Below are 18,077 nucleotides of genomic sequence, written 5' to 3'. Positions count from 1 at the left end.
AGATATCAAGAACTTTTTTCATAATGTTTTCTTTTGTGTTAGTATTCAGGAATTCTCACGATAACAGCGGGATTGGTTCATGTCTCTTGGTGATCCTCTAGCTGGCGGATCCATGAAAGTTTTATTATTTGTTAAAATTTGGTAAGCTCTGCCAAACTGTCATTAAAAATGATATTTTATTTTTAACTTTGTAGTCTTTTACAATAAGCTATGTTAGAATTAACGCATACAACAAAGACACACGATGAAAGTCGTCAGGGAGAAGCTTTGGATTTCGCTCCAACCGGTAAGTCGGATGGAAGGAAGCTCTATATTGAGAGCTATGGCTGTCAGATGAATTTTTCGGATAGTGAGATTGTTGCATCTATATTGATTGATAAAGGGTTTGAGACCACCAAAGATTATAAGGATGCGGACGTCGTATTTATTAATACCTGTTCTATTCGGGAAAATGCGGAGCAGCGGGTTCGGAATCGGTTGAAGGAGTTTGAGTCGGCTAAAGCGAAGAATCCAGGAATGATCGTGGGTGTGCTGGGCTGTATGGCAGAGCGACTAAAAGCAAAGTTTCTTGAAGAAGAGAAATTGGTGGATGTGGTTGTGGGTCCAGACGCTTACCGTGATCTACCGAATTTGATTGATAAGGTTGATGATGGAAGTAAAGCGGTAAATGTGCTTCTTTCTAGAGAAGAAACCTATGCTGACATCAGCCCGGTGCGTTTAAATTCTAACGGAGTCTCTGCCTTCATCTCCATCATGCGAGGTTGTGATAACATGTGTTCATTCTGTGTTGTTCCATTCACTCGTGGTAGAGAAAGAAGTCGAGATGTACAGTCAATTTTGAAAGAGGCACAGGAGTTGTTCTCTGCTGGATATCGGGAAGTTACATTGTTGGGTCAAAATGTGGACTCGTACAAATATACGCCTAAAGTAGAAGAAGGTGAGGAGCCTTTACCAACGGTGAATTTTGCAAACTTGCTGGAGCAAGTGGCTTTGATAAGTCCAGAATTGAGAATACGATTTTCGACTTCACATCCAAAAGACATTACCGATGAGGTGTTGTATACAATTGCTAAATATGAAAATATTTGTAAATACATCCATTTGCCTATACAGTCGGGCAATTCGAGGGTGTTGGAGCTGATGAATCGTACATACGATAGGGCGTGGTATATGGAGCGGGTAGAATCGATCCGTCGTATCATCCCAGCGTGTGCGATATCTACGGATGTGATTACGGGTTTTTGTACGGAGACTGAAGAGGAGCATCAAGATACGTTATCGATGATGGATTTCGTGAAGTATGACTTTGCTTATATGTTTGCTTATTCTGAACGGCCGGGTACTTTAGCTGCTAAACGTTTTGAAGACGATATTCCTGAGGATGTGAAAAAAAGACGTTTGACGGAAGTTGTAAATAAGCAACAAGAGCATAGTTTGGAGCGTATACAGCAATATGTAGGAAAGGTACATAAAGTCCTGATTGAGGGGTTTTCTAAGCGTTCGGACCAGGATTATTGTGGCCGGAACGATCAAAATACAATGGTAGTATTCCCGGTAGACCCAAGGTATAGTGTTGGGGATTATGTGTATGTGTTGGGTGAAAGCTGTACTTCTGCTACATTGATCGGTAAAATAGTCGATTAGTGTCTCTGTCTGATAGAAACTCAATAACGATCCTTAATACGAATTAAGAATGGATATCCAGGATATAAAAAATAGATTTGGAATCATTGGTAACTCTCCATTACTCAATCGAGCAATAGACGTAGCAAAGCAGGTCGCACCTACGGATATCTCTGTCCTAATACAGGGTGAGAGTGGATCAGGAAAGGAGGTGTTTTCTCATATTATCCACCAGTTAAGTGCGCGAAAACACGGTCCTTTTATTGCTGTCAATTGTGGTGCAATTCCGGAAGGAACTATAGATTCGGAGCTTTTTGGTCACGAAAAAGGATCTTTTACAGGGGCCCACGAAGCACGTAAGGGATATTTTGAGGTGGTGGATGGAGGTACTGTATTTTTGGATGAAGTCGGTGAGTTACCGCTAAATACACAGGCTCGTTTACTTCGGGTATTAGAATCCGGAGAGTATATACGCGTCGGATCATCGAAAGTTCAGAAGACAAATGTCCGTGTCGTTGCTGCTACTAATGTAGACGTATATGAAGCTGTGAAAAAGAGCAAATTCAGGGAAGATCTTTATTACAGGTTAAATACCGTTCCTCTGCGGATACCTTCTTTGCGTGAACGTAAGGAGGATATCTTTTTGCTTTTTCGGAAGTTTGTTGTGGATTTTTCGGATAAATATCGTTCTCCTGGGGTACAGTTGACTCCTGATGCTCAGGAATTGTTGTCGAATTATAATTGGCCGGGAAATGTTCGGCAGTTGAAAAATATTGCGGAACAAATAGCTGTTTTGGAAAAGGAACGCATTGTTGATGCTCGTATTTTAAGCAACTATTTGCCATTAGAAAAAAGTGCAAATAGTCTTCCTGTATTTGTAAAAGATCAGAGTAAAGAAGATTTTTCGGAACGAGATATTCTTTATAAAGTCCTTTTCGATATGAAAAAGGATATGGTGGATCTGAAGAAATTAGTTGTAGAGTTGTTGCAAAATGGAACTACGCCTGCATCTTATGATCAAAATTCGCAGTATATTAATCAATTGTATCAAGAGGTAAAGCCTGGTACGGCACAGCTTTATAATGAAGAGATTAATACGACGCCTACATTGACAATACACAATCCGAGTACTAGCTCTTCAGGCAACAGCTATGTTTCGATTGATGATACACAAGATGTGGAAGAGATCGAGGAATCTCTCTCGTTGGTAGACAAAGAGTCGGATATGATTAAAAAGGCGCTGAAAAAGCACAAAGGTAAACGGAAGTCTGCTGCGCAGGAACTTGGTATTTCCGAACGTACTTTATACAGAAAAATTAAGGATTTAAATTTAGATTAAGTACTTATGTGGAAGTTAATAGCTCAAGTTAGAGTAATCGGAGTTCTTTTATTTACGCTGCTTGTTATTCAAAGCTGTGGTGTGAAGTATAGTTTTACAGGGGGGTCTATTCCTAAAGATATGAAGACATATACTGTTTTGTACTTTGAGAATATTGCACCGCTGGTATACACGACTCTTAGTCAGAATTTTACGGAAGGCCTGAAGGAGCGGATTCGTACACAATCTAGTTTAAGTCAAGTTAATGCAGACGGTGATGCTATTTTTGAGGGGGTGATTACGAATTATACAATTACGCCTGCTTCGGTAGCTGCCGGTGGGCTGGAACGTGCAGAGAATAGTAGGTTGACTATCACCGTTAAAGTAAAGTATACAAACCGGTTGGATCAGTCCGGGGAGAGCAATTTTGAAGAGAGTTTTTCTCAATTCAAAGAATTTTCTGGTTCGGATGTTACTAGATTTGAAGCCCAGTTAAATCAAGATATAATAAAAGCGTTAACCGAGGATATATACAATAAAGCATTTGCGAACTGGTAGTGATAAACCGATAGAGGTAATGACAGATTTAAATAATTCACAACATACACTGTATCGACAGGCACTTATTGATCCTTCCAGGTTGACGGAGGACGATCTTTTGGGACTGATAGTTCGCTACCCTTATTCTCAGCCGCTTATCTTTGCTTACGAACGCAGGAAGAAACTTATTAACGAAGAATCTCCAAATCGTGAGTTAGCGCTGCTATATGCTGCGAATGCAAATTGGCTTTGGAATTTTGTAAATGCGCCTGTAGTAAAAGTCGAGGAGATTATTCCGGAACAGGATGGGTATGTGCCATTCGAGTTATACGAAGATAGTACTGAAGAACTTTGTCTTGATTCCGAGCATGAGGGAGAAGATAAGATCGTAGCTGTGGATGATAGAGAGGGTGCAGAAGGCGAGTTTGATGATAGCTCTATTGTTGAGCAAACGGATGCTCTAGCGTCGAGCGAAGAAGGAATGGAGCTCGATAAGCTTGTTCAAGGTGGGGCGGTGCTTGGTGATTATTTTGTTTTCGAAAAGAAGGAACGTGAGCATGGGACTAATGTTGAAGAGGAGGTTGTACGTGTAACAGTATCTGAAGATCCAGAAAATGTTAGTCTATACAATGATGACCTGATGCCTTATAGCTTCCGGTGGTGGTTGCACAAGACACGGTTAGAGCATGCAGATACATATCAACCTTTTATCAAGCCACATTTACCAAAACCGGAAAAGGGACAGTTTGATTTATCAAAGCTCGAGGAAAACATCCTTGATCAGCAGATTAAAGAAAATATAATACATTTTCAGGAGCCTGAGAGCAAATTGAGTGATGCGGTCAAAAATAGTCCATTAAAGCAAGTAGAGCCCAAAAAGAGTGACCCAGTTATTGATCGATTTATAAAAGAAGAGCCAATGATTCAAGCTCCATCGCCAGAAAATTTAAATAATGAAAATATGGCTAGACAGAGTGCAGAAGATAATTATTCATTGGTTACAGAGACTTTGGCCAATATTTATGTTGATCAAGCACTTTATTTAAAAGCGATCGAGGTGTTCAAAAAATTAATTTTGAAATATCCAGAAAAAAAATCGTATTTTGCGGCCCGAATTCAAGATTTAGAGAAGAACTTATAAATAATATTAACTAAGAAATGACAACATTATTCATTATCCTGATTATTTTGGTAAGTGTGATTTTAGCATTTTTCGTGCTTATTCAAAATCCAAAAGGAGGAGGTTTATCATCAGGTTTTGCTGGTGGAAGTAATCTTATGGGCGTACAACGTACAGGAGACTTTTTAGAGAAAGGTACTTGGACTTTAGTTATTGCGCTTATGGTATTTAGTTTAGCTATTAATATCTTAGGTCCTGGTGCAGGAACGAAATCCGGAGGTCTTTCCGAACAAATTGAAGCTCCAGTACAGGCTCCTTCATTGAACTTAAATGCTCCTGCACAAGGTCAGCAGGCCAATCCTGCACCTGTAGCACAGGATTCATCTAAATAGGATATGACAAGATAAGATAGGCCTCACATATTGATGTGGGGCTTTTTTTGTTTATAAACTGTCATCATGGCATTGTGTGTCCTGCTAATAACTGCCATGCTATAGTGTTTGAAATGAAAAAATGGCAATCTTTTAGACGTATCTGTGTTTGGCACAGTTGGTGATGGAATAGAAGTAAAAGTAAAAATTAATAATAAACGTATAATTGTATAAATTATGGCATTAAGTATTAGACCTATCGGAGACAGAGTGGTCGTAGAGGCTGCTCCAGCAGAAGAGAAAACAGCATCGGGTATTTATATCCCGGATACAGCTAAGGAAAAACCATCTCAGGGCACTATCGTTGCTGTAGGCGCTGGAAAACCAGAAGAACCACTTACAGTTCAAGTTGGTGACAAAGTGTTATATGGTAAATACGCTGGAACTGAGATCACGTACGAAGGAAAAGAATATTTAATCATGCGTGAGTCTGATATTTACGCAGTATTATAAGTTATTAGCAGTATTATAGGTAATTAATCAAGTGAAGTTAGCGAGCGCTGAGATAAAAATGATCTTCAGGTGCTAAGTTCTATACTCAAAACGAAAATAACATGGCAAAACAAGTTAAATATAACGTTGAGGCGCGTGAAGCCCTAAAAAAAGGAGTAGATACATTAGCGAATGCAGTAAAGGTTACATTAGGACCTAAGGGGCGTAACGTAATTATTGAGAAAAAATTTGGATCTCCTGCAATCACTAAAGATGGCGTTTCTGTAGCTAAGGAAATTGAGCTTAAAGATGCGTTGGAAAATATGGGCGCTCAAATGGTAAAAGAAGTAGCGTCTAAAACAGCTGATCAAGCTGGTGATGGTACCACTACTGCAACTGTATTGGCGCAAGCGATTGTTGCTCCTGGTATTAAGTCCGTTGCAGCAGGTGCTAATCCGATGGATTTAAAAAGAGGTATTGATAAAGCAGTAACTGCTGTAGTTGCTAACTTGAAATCCCAGTCGCAAGCTGTAGGTGCGGATAACAACAAGATCAAACAGGTGGCGTCTATCTCTGCTAACAATGATGAAGTTATCGGTTCTTTAATCGCTGAAGCGATGGAGAAAGTTGGTAATGATGGGGTTATTACTGTCGAAGAGGCAAAAGGTACAGAGACAGAAGTGAAAACTGTAGAAGGTATGCAGTTTGACCGTGGTTACTTGTCTCCATATTTTGTGACAAACTCTGACAAGATGGAAGCGGAGTTAGAGAATCCTTATATTTTGATTTACGATAAGAAAATCAGTAATATGAAGGAATTGTTGCCTGTTTTGGAAAAGCAAGTTCAGACGGGTAAACCGTTATTGATTATCGCTGAAGATCTAGATGGTGAGGCATTGGCTACTTTGGTTGTAAACAAAATTCGTGGTTCACTGAAAGTGGCTGCTGTTAAGGCTCCTGGATTTGGTGATCGTCGTAAAGCTATGTTGGAAGACATCGCTATCTTAACTGGTGGTACAGTGATTTCTGAGGAAAGAGGTTACAAGTTAGAAAATGCAGAATTATCTTACTTAGGTCAAGCTGAAAAAGTTGTTATAGATAAGGATAATACAACAGTGATTAATGGTTCAGGTAATGCTGATGATATTAAAGCTCGTGTTGCTCAGATTCGTTCTCAAATAGAGACTACTACATCAGATTATGATCGTGAAAAATTGCAAGAGCGTTTAGCTAAATTGTCTGGTGGTGTTGCTGTTCTTTATGTTGGTGCTACTACTGAGGTGGAGATGAAAGAGAAGAAAGACCGTGTAGATGATGCATTGCACGCAACTCGTGCCGCTGTTGAAGAAGGTATTGTTGCTGGTGGTGGTGTAGCATTCATTCGCGCTGTCGAGGCGTTAGCAGGTCTTAAAGGTGATAATGAGGACGAGCAAATCGGTATCGATATCATCAAAAGAGCGATTGAAGAGCCTTTGCGTCAGATCTGTTTCAATGCAGGAATTGAGGGCGCAGTGATTGTACAGAAAGTTAAAGAGGGTACAGCTGATTTTGGTTATAATGCACGTACAGACAAGTTCGAAAACTTAATCGGTGCAGGTGTTATTGACCCTACAAAAGTATCTCGCGTAGCTTTGGAAAATGCTGCTTCAATAGCATCGATGTTGCTGACAACAGAGTGTGTATTGGCTGATGAGCCAGAAGAAGCTGGTGCCGGTGCTGGCGCTCCTCCAATGGGCGGCGGAATGGGTGGAATGATGTAATAAATTATTCTTTCATATATAAAAAATCCCCGATTCTATTTTTGGATCGGGGATTTTTTTATACCTATGTATTTTCATATGTGTATAATTATCTTAGATGAGCTCGCAAGCTCGGTTTGACTTTTAATGGTCATATGGAATATCCAAATTACATTATGCACGACTTTATTACTGTTGGTGTGCATGCTGCTCCGCGGTCATCCGTGTTTGTGCAATCTATACTACATGGATATTTCTAATGATTGTATATATAAGTGTTATTACTCCTAGAATAATAATAGCTTTTTGACTGTATAATACACGACGTAATTTAAACTCAGTCTCGGTCGGTTGTGGGACGAGTTGCAGATAAAACCCCAGCAGAATATAAGGGGTGAGGGCGAATAGTAAAGGATTTTGTATGAAAGCTAATTGGATCTCTCCGTTAAGTAGGTGGTGGGCTGCCCGTTGCATGCCGCAACCTGGACAATCTAGCCCTGTAATTGTTTTTGTTGGACAGCGGGGAAAAAATACGCTTTCTAAGGGGTTAAAATATTTATAAATTAACCCGATTCCACCAATTATTACGGGGTAAAGGATAAAAAAATGAGATCGTTTGATAGTCATTAAGAAAGAATAGATGCAAAAAGTCCTAAACCAAAAATTCCGATCATAAGTAGCCATATTGATGCACAGGTTATTAAATTAATAAGGATCCATTTTTTTGCATTTTTGGAATCTCTTTCGGCTCCAACAATATCGCCGGCATAGAATTTTTTTTCTACTCTTGAAGCGTATATAATAGCGGGAATCCCAAAGAGCCAGCAGCACAGTATAGTCGTGATAATACTCTCTACTAAGTATGTTTTGGGTGGCCTTGAGTAGTTGGGATTAACTGTGTTTCCGCTGAAGTTAGGTGGTATGGGTTGAGCGGATGTAGATTCAGTTAGTATGGGTCTTTGTAGGGGTGCGTTATCAATGAATAGATCTCTTAGCTCGGGAAGGTCTTGAGCTTTCGTCCAAGTGACTAAATCCTCGGTCCAGATGAGGGTGTTGGCGTTGATGCGCTTCATACGCAGCTCCTCAAGTGTTACAGGCCCAAAGGAATTTTGCCCATCCGAGTAGTGGTAGCTTTTCATTTTATTGATTTCTTAGTATATTACTAATATATAAATAAATGCTAAAAAGTATATGTATAACCCTTATTTAATCACAGGTCTAATCTTTTGTGTTGGTTTTCTCTTGATTTTTTATGTTTTCAGAAAGTTTAGGGCTAAATCTACCCAAGTTTATCTGGAATTGTCTCCTTCTTTTATAGCGGATATTTTGCAGGATAAGGTAAAGTTTTATGCTAAACTGACGGTTGAAGAACAGACTATTTTTAGAAATAGGGTTGTTTATTTTTTGAGGCGGATCAAAATTTCTGTTGAAAAGGGTGCTGATATGACAAATGAAGATCGTGTATTGATTGCAGCGAGCGCTACAATTCCATTACTTCATTTTGAGACTTGGGCGTATGAGAATTTGGACGAAGTAATCGTATATCCTGATTATTTTGATGAACGATTTGATACGTTGTCAGAAAGCAAGAACATTGCAGGGATGGTGGGTTCTGGAGCGATGAATCATAAGATGGTGCTCTCGCTACCGGCGTTGCGATCCGGATTCGAGAAATATAGTCTTGGGAATACTGCAGTACACGAGTTTGTTCACCTTATTGATAAAGCTGATGGAGAGGTGGATGGGATACCTGAGTACCTTATACCAAAGGACTTGATTGATCCCTGGATGAAAGAGATGGATAGAACGATTCGTGCGATACGAAGAGGTGAATCTGATATAAGAGAATATGCTGCTACGAATGATGCAGAGTTTTTGGCGGTGTTATCGGAATATTTTTTTAAGAAACCCAGGTTGTTAAAAGAAGAACATCCTGAACTTTTTAAGTTGCTGGATCGGATTTATAACAGAATGGGATAAATAGGTGTGATCTCGTACTGAAATCCCTTGAAATAAAAAAAGCAACTCATTTGAGTTGCTTTGTAGCCCGTAGGGGGATTTAAAACATTGCTTAATTATGACAAAATAAGCTATAATTTTAATTCGTGGTTCTTTTTGAGACTCTTATTAATCCAAGACTTAATCTATGGATTACTGATATATTATCAGCCAGTCAAAATTAAACATCTTAAATCATTAAAATTATGGAGCCGAACTAATCATAATTGTATAGCCCCCACCTTATCTTCCAATACTAAAGTTTCTGTACGATTTTGTATAGTCTTGTTATTCATCCCTAAGGTCGTCAGCAAGATCTGCACGTGATACTTTTACAATATGTATACCTACAGTAAAGGCTACGACAGTCAATATTGCCAATGCACATATTCCGGATACCGAGCCGCTAAGCTGTGTCCGATATGCGAAACCCCTCAACCCGTCTATGAGCCCATAAGCTTCAAAAATCATCAGCACGGCAAAAAAATTATCGAAAGCCGTTATAAGTGACGGAAATCCGACGAAAAAATCGAGAGCAACATTCGCTGTGAAATGCGGACGAGAATAACCAGGCTTAAATGAACGTTTCCCTTGTTGTCAAGATGATAATTGTTCTAGTTATTTTTTTTTCTTTTTTATCAGCAGGTTGACTATCGAATACAAGAAATTCCTCCTGAGGTAATCTATAAAAGTCAGAATGATAAACGTAGCGATAGGAAGACAGGCTGTAGTCAGAATATGGGAAAATCTGTTTTCAATTCCGAGGGATTTTTCAAGGTTGAATATTAACCGGTAGGTGAAACTTGTAGACTGGTTAATGATGTTTGATTATTCCATATTAACAAATAAATATACAAAAAATAAACTAAACGGGTCGAAGCGGCCATCAGGGGGGTGCCGAACCAAACTTAGCCAGTGAAGAAGTCGATCTTAAGTTTCTTCAATCAATAATATTTTGTTAATTTCTTTTTTTGATGAAATATTTTAATAATTTTAAAAACATGAAATGGTAAGGATACCACCCGTCTTAAGGATTGATACAAAGATAGGTAAATATGATTTTGTAGTATTTAAACTAGTGATATAAAGAGTATTACATTTTATTATTAAAAATAAAATATAAAGTTTGTGATAAGGTATAGAGAGGTTTTTATTGCTGTATTCAATTGTTAATGTTTCCTTAAATAGAGAAATATATTTTGTTATCGTTTGGTTTATATTTAGTTTTGGTGTTCACAATGAATAACTGATCGGCCTTAAAAATATTGGGGCTACAAGAATCTTTCAATTTTATTCCAATAAAATGAAAAACTTAAGAAATAGCCGCTCATTGATTTTATTATTGTCAGCAATTGGGTTGCTGTCCAGTAACTTAGCATCGGCCCAAAATAAACCTAAATGGTATGTAACTGCCGGTGCTGGAGCAACCACAGTTCGGAGTATTAACACCTCATTCGGTGATCTTCAATATAGTATCAGGGAAGCTGATGCCTCTATCGACTATCAGCTGAACAGCAAGCCCGGTTTTCTGATCAACGGGGGCGCAGGACTTTCGGGCACCTTTGAAAAGGAGGGGCTTTTAGGATGGGAGGTGGGCCTAAACGTGCGAAGCGCAGGTTTCGGACTAACGGCGGAATTGCTTGACCGTAAAGGGGAGCTTTCCGATTTTTATCGGGATATGTTGCCCGAATTCGGAAAAACAAAGAATTTTCGGTATTGGGCACTGCATATACCGGTTTCCATCACTTACCTTCCGTTTGAATACGTAGGGTTTAAAGTTGGGGCTGACCTGTATTATCAGTTTTCCTCGAACATTACGAGCAGTGAGTTCCCCTATGGGGGATTGGGCAGAGCGATGGGGCTATCTTATTATACGCCAAAATATCAGCATCCGTTTCAGCTCGGTGCCCATATCGGCGTATTTGCACCTATCAATGACCGGTTGAGGATAGACCTGGATGCCTTTACGGACATCTCCCCGAGATTGAATATTAATCCCGCTACCCCAAAGGATGATTTTAAATTCAGGGAGATGGGTCTCAGGCTGAATACACGTTATTATCTGAAATGATAAGATCTGGACGCATATTTTTTATAGCATCATTCCTCGCTATATTGTTTTTTGTTAATCCGTCTAAGCTTGGAGCTCAAATTAAGGCTGTTATTAATGTGAGTGACGCCCGTAGCGGTATACCGATCGAAAATGCGAACGTCATTAACCTTGAATCAGGCATAACACGGACAACCGACGCTGGGGGAAACTGCCTGATTACGGTTTCTGATAAAGGAAGGTTTTCCATCTCCCATGTTTCATTTCGGGATACTGTTATCTTTGTTTCCGCAGGTCCCAACCAGATACGCGTGGGACTATATCCATTGGAGCTAAATGTAGTCGAGGTGTATGCTGATCAGCCTTTTAACAGAAAAGCTGCTCTTGGCGTAAATCGGGTCTCCCTTCCTTTTTTAACAGCTACGCCTTCTTTTTTTGGTGAACCGGACATCTTGAAAGGCTTAACCTTTTTACCGGGGGTTACAGATGGAAAGGAAGGATATTCGCACCTCTTTGTCCGGGGAGGCGAACAGGACCAGAATCAGATCCTGTTCGATGGAGCGACAATGTTCAATGTGAACCATATTGGTGGGTATATTTCCATGTTTCAGCCAGAGCTTGTTGGAGGGGTAGACTTTTATAAGAACTACTGGCCTTCTAAATTTGGAGGCAGATTATCCTCCGTACTGGATATACGGACAAAGGAAGGTGATTACAAAGAACATCATCAATCCTTTCAATTTGGCCTGACTGCCCCCAAGTTCAGTGCCAGCGGCCCCCTGATCAAGGACCGAATGAGCTATCACGTAGGGATGCGCAGAACAATTGTTGATCTGGCAACCGGCGCCATAGCAAGGAAAATCCGAAGAGGCGACCGTACCGGTGATATAGGCAATCTTGTCACACAGGACATGACCATGCGACTGAACGGTCGCTTGGCTGATAACCAGCATATTTCTCTGACGGCACTACATGGACGGGACAAGCACTCTTTTCTAGAGAACTATCCTTCGTACAATCAGCTATCGGAAGACAGTTACGGCATCAGGAACGAGCTTCTCGCTCTCAATTACAGAATTGGTCTGGGGCTAACTACATCACTGAATGCCCATGCCAGTTATTCCAATTATAGCCACTTCTACTATATCTATTCTAAAACCAATGATGGGTCGGACTATGGCGGAATGGTTAAGAATAGTCTGGAGGCTTCAAGCCAATCCGGTAACAGCGTCCGTTCCATCAAATTTAATATCCATGGGAAAACACAGTTTAATGATGCGCTGGAGTTAAGTTATGGCATGGAGCGGGAGGAGCTTAAATACGGGATACACCTACGGCGAAGGGAAGCTGTTGACGCGGGGATAACCAGTGATTATAACCGGGAAATGGATATGGACGATGTTAGCAATGCCGCCCTGTCAGCAGATATTTCATACAGGATGACCGACAGGTTCCGTGTCAATTCAGGCATCAGGGTTTCCAGATATAAATATGGACGGTCCGCTACATGGCTCCCCGAGCCGAAGATCCTTTTGACCTATGAGCTTGATGAGAGGTCGACGGTTAATGCGGCTTTTAATAGGCAGCGTCAGAGCTCCATCCTTTTGGGCTTTACTGATGATATGGGGCGGTTCAGGGAATTTTATATAGCCAACGACGGTATCTCAGCCCCATCATTCTCCAAGCAATGGTCATTGGGGTATTTCCGTAATCCCAAGGGCTTATTGGATAACATGTCCGTCGAGCTCTTCCTTAAGGATCAGTCCGATGTCGTCAAGTTTGCACCCTCGACGGATTTCGATAGAGATGTGGTAGAATATGCTAACTTCCTTCATCGAAATGGAAGGATGCGAACATATGGGCTAGAAGTTCTTTTACAGAAGACCACGGGAAAGCTGCACGGTTCCTTATCCTATACCTATACCAAGTCCCAGTCCATGTTCGGGTCATTAAATCAAGGAAATTGGTTCAATTCGGATTTTGATTTCAGGAACAATGTGAACTTGCTGATGATGTACAATTTTGGAAAGGGATACAGGCTTTCGGGAAGTTGGACCTATAAGACGGGAAGGCCATTCACTGTACCTACAAGTATGACCGAAATTGAAGAATGGAGATCTGGCTTTCCGATTATGGGAAATCTTAACAATATGCGCCTGCCGGCCTTCCATCGGTTGGATATCAATATAGAACGTAAATGGAAGACTGGAAGGGGTAATACGAGATGGTTTGGGATAGGTGTTTACAATGTTTATAACAGGGTAAATCCATTCTTTGCACAGCCTTCGGATATTCCCGGCAAGTTGGAAGTCACGGGGATGTTCCCTATTCTGCCCTCTTTCAATATCGGATTTGAACTTTAATACTATAACTGAACTATGATGTTACGAAAGTTTTGCAGAAATATATGGACTGTCCTATGCGCAACGGTTTCACTCGTCGGCTGTACGGACCATAAAACTACTATTTCGTTTGAGTTCCCTGAGTATACTCCACGCTTGATCGTATTGTCGTCTGTAGGAACTATTTCGGGAGGTGAAGCGTCTATATCTTGGAGCAGGCCATTGCGAGGTCAGTCAGGTGTTGTGCCTGAGCTGCCCAAGCTTTCCGTATTTCTATTGGAAGAAGGCGTGCGCATCATCAAATTCAGTGAAGTCAGCGATTCTGCGGGATATTTTGCCATTAGCCCAAAAGATTTCAGCCCCAAACCGGGAACTGGTTACGCCATAGAGATATTGATGGAAGAAAAGGCTGAAAGGATCACCTCTGAAAAATGTTATTTGCCGGAAAAGCCGGTCTTGACTGATGTAAAGATAGAATTAAACCCGCATCTGCCATCTTCGTATACCTTGAATTGGTCGCAAGGCGCAGCAAAAGAAGGTATCGGTGCGACAGCGCTATGCCCGTTCCTGATCGATGACCAAGGAGTGATGGACACAAAGCAGGGACTTGCGGCCTACTATCTTTCTCCAGAATTCAGATATACAGACGGGAAACCCTTGCAAGGGAGAGAAGGGGAAAAACGTTTTGATCGACAGGTAAAAAAGGATGGCGGAACCACGGAACTTGCAAAAGAAGTGGATGTCAGGCTTGCTTTTCTGTCGCCTGAACTTTCCATATTTAAAAAGGAAATAGATCAATTGGGCTACCTTGGAGAGTCCATATTTCAGACGGTCCGCCCTCTCTATTCCAATATTATTGGTGCAGAGGGAATTTTTGGGCTGTATAATGAAACTTCAGTGAGAGCGAATTTCTAGAAAGCGGATAAAGTGAATAATAATAACCTTATAAACTATATTTTATTCAGCGATTTCATTGAGTTTGAAAATGAATATTTATTCAATACCCTAGTTGGAGAAAAAATATGCATGAACTCAATTTCATTTAGTGTTTATTATTGTAATAATATGATTTGATTTGCTGTTTTTCCTTTTTTGAGTATTGTATTTTTCTCTAAAAAAAGAAATATTATATATATTCACTAAATTTTACTTAACTGAGTTATATTATGAAAATGGATTTTACGAAAGCAAGCTTTAAAGATTTTGAAAACATCCCGGAACTTGACATTTATCAACGCGCGATCGCCCATGAGGGTTATCTAAGTTATCTTCGGGATAATGAATTTATGAACTATAGATTGCTCGCTACCTCTGGTTGTGGTCCTGAGATAGGGTTGGCTGAAGACGATTATTTAAAAAAAGGTGATTATATCAGTTTCGTATGTAAGGATTATCTAGGCTTTACCCAACATCCAGAAATTAAAAAGGCAGTGATCGCTAATGTGGAGAAATACGGAACAGGGGCGGGAGCATCACCATTGATCGGAGGCTACTTCGATTACCATAAAGAATTGGAAGATAAGATCTCTGATTTTTTCAAAAGGCCCAAAGGTTCTTCGATTGTATATACGACAGGTTATACAGCCAATAGCGCATCTTTGCTCTGTCTTTTGAAAAAAGAAGATATAGCCATTGTGGATATGGCTGTACATTCAAGCGTCTACGAAGGTATCATGGGGACAACTGTTAAGCGTTTTCTGCATAACAATGTTGATGATCTGGAACGAATCTTATCAGCAACCAAAGGTTCGTATCGAACAAAAATGGTTATCATTGACGGTGTATATTCGCAGGATGGTGATATTGCCAAACTTAAGGAAATCCTTGAAATAACCCATAAACATGGTGGCGTATTACTAGTGGATGATGCCCATGGTATAGGCGTGATAGGTAAAACAGGCCGTGGTGCTATGGAGTACTTTGATGTTTTAGATCAAGTAGATATCATTACCGGTACATTTAGCAAAACTTTTGCCAATATCGGGGGATATCTCGTAGCTGATCCACAATTGATAACATACCTTCAATTCCAATCAAGGCAATATGCTTTCTCAGCGTCTGCCAGTCCTGCCATCGCTGGAGTGACCAGGGCGATTTAACTCATTGATGAGGAACCTATATGGCAGCAAAAGTTATGGGAGAATATTGAATATTACAAAAAAGGATTGCTAGACATCGGTTTGCAGATAGGGACAACAGAATCTGCGATTATACCCGTAAAAATTGGAGATGTGCAGAAGAATAGCGAAGCTGGTAAATTATTGCTCGAAAATGGTATTTACACGAATCCGATCATGTATCCAGCAGTATCATTAAAAGACTCTAGAATTCGCATGAGTTTGATGGCTACGCACACCAAAGAACATCTGGACAAAGCTCTTAACGTGTTTGAATATGTCAATAAAAAATTGGATATTGCAAAGCCAGTATAGGATACAAAAATTAAATGGGACGTACTAAAAAAACTGAATCAGGACAGACTGAAAAAAAAGAACCCAAAACACGAAAAACCCTTTCGGGTCCTCTTCGGGATAAGTCTCGCACAATGGCCCGTTTAGTTGCAGCAGTTGGGAAAGTTCTTCAAAAAAGTGGGTATGCAGGATTGACCGCACCTAATGTAGCGACTGCCGCCGGCTTGGACAAAAAACTTGTGTGGACATATTTTGGCGGTCTTGATAATTTGGTGGAGGAATATATCCGTCAGAGAGATTTTTGGAAGCAAGCAGCAAAAGGATATATTGAAGACCTATTGAAGCACCCTGAGAGCATCAGTAAAGATGACATTGCGGGTCTTCTTAAAAATCAATTCGACACAGTATTAAAAGATAAGGTTCTACAGAAAATAATTCACTGGGAATTAGGAGAGAAAAACAAAATGCTCCGGAAAGTTGCCGACAGAAGAGAAGAAATTGGTGAAGAGCTGTTTCAAGCTATCTTGCCAGATTTTGAAAAAAGTAACATTAGCATACGCCCTCGGTTGGCATTATTGATCGGTGGCATCTATTACCTATCCTTACATGCCAAATCTAATGGCAGTACTTTCTGTGGTCTCGATATTAATATTGAGAAGGACAAGGAGTTAGTTGACAATGCGATTCAGGAATTTATTTTTGAAACCTATGAAAAGTTGAAATAATTATAAACGCCCCAAACTTTATAAATAATCGAGAAGAGGCCATTTAAGCTTCTTTTTGTTTTATTTGGAAGTTCCAAAGAAAATTTTCCAAGATCGGTAAATTGATTTGATGCCCAGGCATAAAAGAAAATCCATGTGGAAGTGGACCTTGTTTCAGGTTAACTAACTTATATGTGACTCTCCTAAAATTCCTATACCCTAATTATATAAAAAGGAGTGGAAACCATTGAGCGAATTAGGAGTAATATGGTTTTACTGTAGTTACGGTTATCGAAAAATATCTGGCCAAAACAGCATTTCGTAATGGTCAAACACCAGTTGGTCGAGAAAATTTGGGAATAAATTGCCGATTGGGTATATTATGGGATTTTGGTAGGTTCAAGCGGACGGTGAGATAGAGGTCAACTGGATGGAAGAACATTATGAATTTCAATTCTTTCAAGATCCCCTGAGTATCGAGGACGTCGGGCAGAATCCTCCTGCAACCTGTCTTCATCCCTTCAAGAACTGCCACTCTGGTATTTCAGGAAGTCTGTCAGGTGTCTTTCTGACGTCCTGTACCCCTTTAGCGTATTGGGCTCAAAACCGTTTCCGAGCAGTGCCTCAACCTTGGAGTTGTGCTCGGCGAATAGTTCCATCAGATAGCGGCTCTTTTTCGCCTTGCCCAGGAACTGGGACTGTAGGCTTTCCGCCGTGATGGGACTGTCTGTATGTATGAGCGCCTGATGGGCAATGCTCATTTTGTTCTGTAGACTGTCAAGGTACGCATTGAGCGTACGTGCATCCTCTTTACTGCCGATGGCACGCCCAGTACGGCTATTCCATTTCTGTGGATCGATCGTCCTCCCGGTGGACATCTCGGCACGTTTTCCATTCACCGTAATACGCATGTAGATGGCGATCGGGCCTCCTCTGTATACTTTTTGCTTTCTGAGATAGAAAAGCAGGCTGTAAATACCTCTCATGATAACAAGTATTAAAAAGTTAAACAAAAGTAAGGATGTAATGCTCTGCGGTCAAGATGTTTATTTATTGAAAACCTTGTATGTCAATTGGTTATATTGAATTCGGCGCGTAGTGGATCCGTCTGATCGGACGCACCGAATTACGCTCATTTTTATTGCGAATTGGTGCATATTTTGATGTTTTGACGGTAATAAAAAACCCTGCAAATGTTTGATTTGCAGGGTTTTAACATCTTTTGATATCTTTATCAGTAGCCCGTAGGGGAATCGAACCCCTGTTTCCAGAATGAAAATCTGGCGTCCTAACCCCTAGACGAACGGGCCTTTATGTGTTTCGGTGTGCAAATATAGAATTTATATTTGTTAATGCAAAAATAAAATTA

General features: G+C 40.3%; 16 protein-coding genes, 1 tRNA gene and 1 pseudogene. 13 read left to right on the top strand and 5 right to left on the bottom strand.

Annotated elements, in window-relative coordinates; translation table 11 throughout:
• Positions 1 to 210 precede the first annotated feature (210 nt).
• The 7 genes from miaB to groL all read left to right on the top strand — a co-directional run bounded on the left by miaB (position 211) and on the right by groL (position 7,224).
• Entirely contained in the window at positions 211 to 1,644 is a 1,434-nt protein-coding gene (gene miaB / locus G7B18_RS10115; RefSeq protein ID WP_164109621.1) for a tRNA (N6-isopentenyl adenosine(37)-C2)-methylthiotransferase MiaB, read from the top strand.
• A gap of 49 nt (positions 1,645 to 1,693) precedes the next feature.
• The gene (locus tag G7B18_RS10110; RefSeq protein WP_164109619.1) at positions 1,694 to 2,962 is read left to right on the top strand and encodes a sigma 54-interacting transcriptional regulator; all 1,269 of its coding nucleotides are present in this window, start codon (positions 1,694 to 1,696) and stop codon (positions 2,960 to 2,962) included.
• Between the two features lie 6 nt (positions 2,963 to 2,968).
• The gene (locus G7B18_RS10105) at positions 2,969 to 3,499 is read left to right on the top strand and encodes an LptE family protein (RefSeq protein ID WP_164109617.1); all 531 of its coding nucleotides are present in this window, start codon (positions 2,969 to 2,971) and stop codon (positions 3,497 to 3,499) included.
• Positions 3,500 to 3,518: 19 nt separating this feature from the next.
• Positions 3,519 to 4,622, top strand: a complete 1,104-nt coding sequence (locus G7B18_RS10100; protein ID WP_164109615.1) for a hypothetical protein — start codon at positions 3,519 to 3,521, stop codon at positions 4,620 to 4,622.
• 17 nt (positions 4,623 to 4,639) lie between these two features.
• On the top strand, positions 4,640 to 4,993 hold the full coding sequence (gene secG, locus G7B18_RS10095) for a preprotein translocase subunit SecG (RefSeq protein WP_164109612.1): 354 nt from the start codon (positions 4,640 to 4,642) through the stop codon (positions 4,991 to 4,993).
• A gap of 216 nt (positions 4,994 to 5,209) precedes the next feature.
• Positions 5,210 to 5,485 carry a co-chaperone GroES gene (gene groES / locus G7B18_RS10090; protein WP_164109611.1) on the top strand — a complete coding sequence of 92 codons (276 nt, stop codon included), beginning with the start codon at positions 5,210 to 5,212 and terminating at the stop codon, positions 5,483 to 5,485.
• Between the two features lie 101 nt (positions 5,486 to 5,586).
• Positions 5,587 to 7,224 (top strand): chaperonin GroEL, encoded by a 1,638-nt coding sequence (groL, locus tag G7B18_RS10085; RefSeq protein WP_164109609.1) that lies wholly within the window; start codon positions 5,587 to 5,589, stop codon positions 7,222 to 7,224.
• A 216-nt stretch (positions 7,225 to 7,440) separates the two neighbouring features.
• Here the strand turns inward: groL and G7B18_RS19220 are convergent, their stop codons facing one another.
• Positions 7,441 to 7,830, bottom strand: a complete 390-nt coding sequence (locus tag G7B18_RS19220) for a DUF2752 domain-containing protein (RefSeq protein WP_164122483.1) — start codon at positions 7,828 to 7,830, stop codon at positions 7,441 to 7,443.
• Entirely contained in the window at positions 7,830 to 8,342 is a 513-nt protein-coding gene (locus G7B18_RS10075; protein ID WP_164109605.1) for a CD225/dispanin family protein, read from the bottom strand. The genes G7B18_RS19220 and G7B18_RS10075 overlap by 1 nt, the downstream gene beginning before the upstream one ends.
• A gap of 52 nt (positions 8,343 to 8,394) precedes the next feature.
• On the opposite strand from G7B18_RS10075, the gene G7B18_RS10070 reads away from it, so the two are divergent.
• Positions 8,395 to 9,183 carry a zinc-dependent peptidase gene (locus G7B18_RS10070; RefSeq protein WP_164122482.1) on the top strand — a complete coding sequence of 263 codons (789 nt, stop codon included), beginning with the start codon at positions 8,395 to 8,397 and terminating at the stop codon, positions 9,181 to 9,183.
• Between the two features lie 306 nt (positions 9,184 to 9,489).
• Here the strand turns inward: G7B18_RS10070 and G7B18_RS10065 are convergent, their stop codons facing one another.
• The gene (locus tag G7B18_RS10065) at positions 9,490 to 9,672 is read right to left on the bottom strand and encodes a hypothetical protein (protein WP_164122480.1); all 183 of its coding nucleotides are present in this window, start codon (positions 9,670 to 9,672) and stop codon (positions 9,490 to 9,492) included.
• Between the two features lie 832 nt (positions 9,673 to 10,504).
• On the opposite strand from G7B18_RS10065, the gene G7B18_RS10060 reads away from it, so the two are divergent.
• The 5 genes and pseudogenes from G7B18_RS10060 to G7B18_RS10040 all read left to right on the top strand — a co-directional run bounded on the left by G7B18_RS10060 (position 10,505) and on the right by G7B18_RS10040 (position 16,729).
• The gene (locus G7B18_RS10060; protein WP_164122478.1) at positions 10,505 to 11,272 is read left to right on the top strand and encodes a hypothetical protein; all 768 of its coding nucleotides are present in this window, start codon (positions 10,505 to 10,507) and stop codon (positions 11,270 to 11,272) included.
• Positions 11,269 to 13,614: a TonB-dependent receptor plug domain-containing protein gene (locus G7B18_RS10055; protein WP_164122476.1), complete on the top strand. Its 2,346-nt coding sequence runs from the start codon at positions 11,269 to 11,271 to the stop codon at positions 13,612 to 13,614. The genes G7B18_RS10060 and G7B18_RS10055 overlap by 4 nt, the downstream gene beginning before the upstream one ends.
• Before the next feature lie 15 nt (positions 13,615 to 13,629).
• Positions 13,630 to 14,508, top strand: coding sequence for a DUF4249 family protein (locus tag G7B18_RS10050; protein WP_164122474.1), 879 nt, complete (start codon positions 13,630 to 13,632; stop codon positions 14,506 to 14,508).
• A gap of 251 nt (positions 14,509 to 14,759) precedes the next feature.
• A pseudogene (locus G7B18_RS10045) lies at positions 14,760 to 16,025 on the top strand (aminotransferase class I/II-fold pyridoxal phosphate-dependent enzyme).
• A 14-nt stretch (positions 16,026 to 16,039) separates the two neighbouring features.
• Positions 16,040 to 16,729 (top strand): TetR/AcrR family transcriptional regulator, encoded by a 690-nt coding sequence (locus tag G7B18_RS10040; RefSeq protein WP_164122472.1) that lies wholly within the window; start codon positions 16,040 to 16,042, stop codon positions 16,727 to 16,729.
• A gap of 500 nt (positions 16,730 to 17,229) precedes the next feature.
• On the opposite strand, the gene G7B18_RS10035 is transcribed toward G7B18_RS10040, so the two are convergent.
• Entirely contained in the window at positions 17,230 to 17,694 is a 465-nt protein-coding gene (locus G7B18_RS10035) for an Arm DNA-binding domain-containing protein (RefSeq protein WP_164122470.1), read from the bottom strand.
• A gap of 252 nt (positions 17,695 to 17,946) precedes the next feature.
• A tRNA-Glu gene (locus G7B18_RS10030) sits at positions 17,947 to 18,018 on the bottom strand.
• Between the last annotated feature and the right edge of the window lie 59 nt (positions 18,019 to 18,077).

Source organism: Sphingobacterium sp. xlx-130 (assembly GCF_011007405.1).
GTDB classification, from domain to species: domain Bacteria; phylum Bacteroidota; class Bacteroidia; order Sphingobacteriales; family Sphingobacteriaceae; genus Sphingobacterium; species Sphingobacterium luzhongxinii.
This window is presented reverse-complemented; position numbering and strand designations above follow the sequence as displayed.

What these genes read in the sequence shown, in the direction of transcription:
- G7B18_RS10105 (WP_164109617.1), top strand. Translation starts at nt 2,969, where the DNA reads ATGTGGAAGTTAATAGCTCAAGTTAGAGTAATCGGAGTTCTTTTATTT.
- G7B18_RS10110 (WP_164109619.1), top strand. Translation starts at nt 1,694, where the DNA reads ATGGATATCCAGGATATAAAAAATAGATTTGGAATCATTGGTAACTCT.
- G7B18_RS10075 (WP_164109605.1), bottom strand. Translation starts at nt 8,342, where the DNA reads ATGAAAAGCTACCACTACTCGGATGGGCAAAATTCCTTTGGGCCTGTA.
- miaB (WP_164109621.1), top strand. Translation starts at nt 211, where the DNA reads ATGTTAGAATTAACGCATACAACAAAGACACACGATGAAAGTCGTCAG.
- G7B18_RS10035 (WP_164122470.1), bottom strand. Translation starts at nt 17,694, where the DNA reads ATGAGAGGTATTTACAGCCTGCTTTTCTATCTCAGAAAGCAAAAAGTA.
- groL (WP_164109609.1), top strand. Translation starts at nt 5,587, where the DNA reads ATGGCAAAACAAGTTAAATATAACGTTGAGGCGCGTGAAGCCCTAAAA.
- G7B18_RS10070 (WP_164122482.1), top strand. Translation starts at nt 8,395, where the DNA reads ATGTATAACCCTTATTTAATCACAGGTCTAATCTTTTGTGTTGGTTTT.
- G7B18_RS10050 (WP_164122474.1), top strand. Translation starts at nt 13,630, where the DNA reads ATGATGTTACGAAAGTTTTGCAGAAATATATGGACTGTCCTATGCGCA.
- G7B18_RS19220 (WP_164122483.1), bottom strand. Translation starts at nt 7,830, where the DNA reads ATGACTATCAAACGATCTCATTTTTTTATCCTTTACCCCGTAATAATT.
- G7B18_RS10055 (WP_164122476.1), top strand. Translation starts at nt 11,269, where the DNA reads ATGATAAGATCTGGACGCATATTTTTTATAGCATCATTCCTCGCTATA.
- G7B18_RS10065 (WP_164122480.1), bottom strand. Translation starts at nt 9,672, where the DNA reads ATGATTTTTGAAGCTTATGGGCTCATAGACGGGTTGAGGGGTTTCGCA.
- groES (WP_164109611.1), top strand. Translation starts at nt 5,210, where the DNA reads ATGGCATTAAGTATTAGACCTATCGGAGACAGAGTGGTCGTAGAGGCT.
- G7B18_RS10040 (WP_164122472.1), top strand. Translation starts at nt 16,040, where the DNA reads ATGGGACGTACTAAAAAAACTGAATCAGGACAGACTGAAAAAAAAGAA.
- G7B18_RS10060 (WP_164122478.1), top strand. Translation starts at nt 10,505, where the DNA reads ATGAAAAACTTAAGAAATAGCCGCTCATTGATTTTATTATTGTCAGCA.
- secG (WP_164109612.1), top strand. Translation starts at nt 4,640, where the DNA reads ATGACAACATTATTCATTATCCTGATTATTTTGGTAAGTGTGATTTTA.
- G7B18_RS10100 (WP_164109615.1), top strand. Translation starts at nt 3,519, where the DNA reads ATGACAGATTTAAATAATTCACAACATACACTGTATCGACAGGCACTT.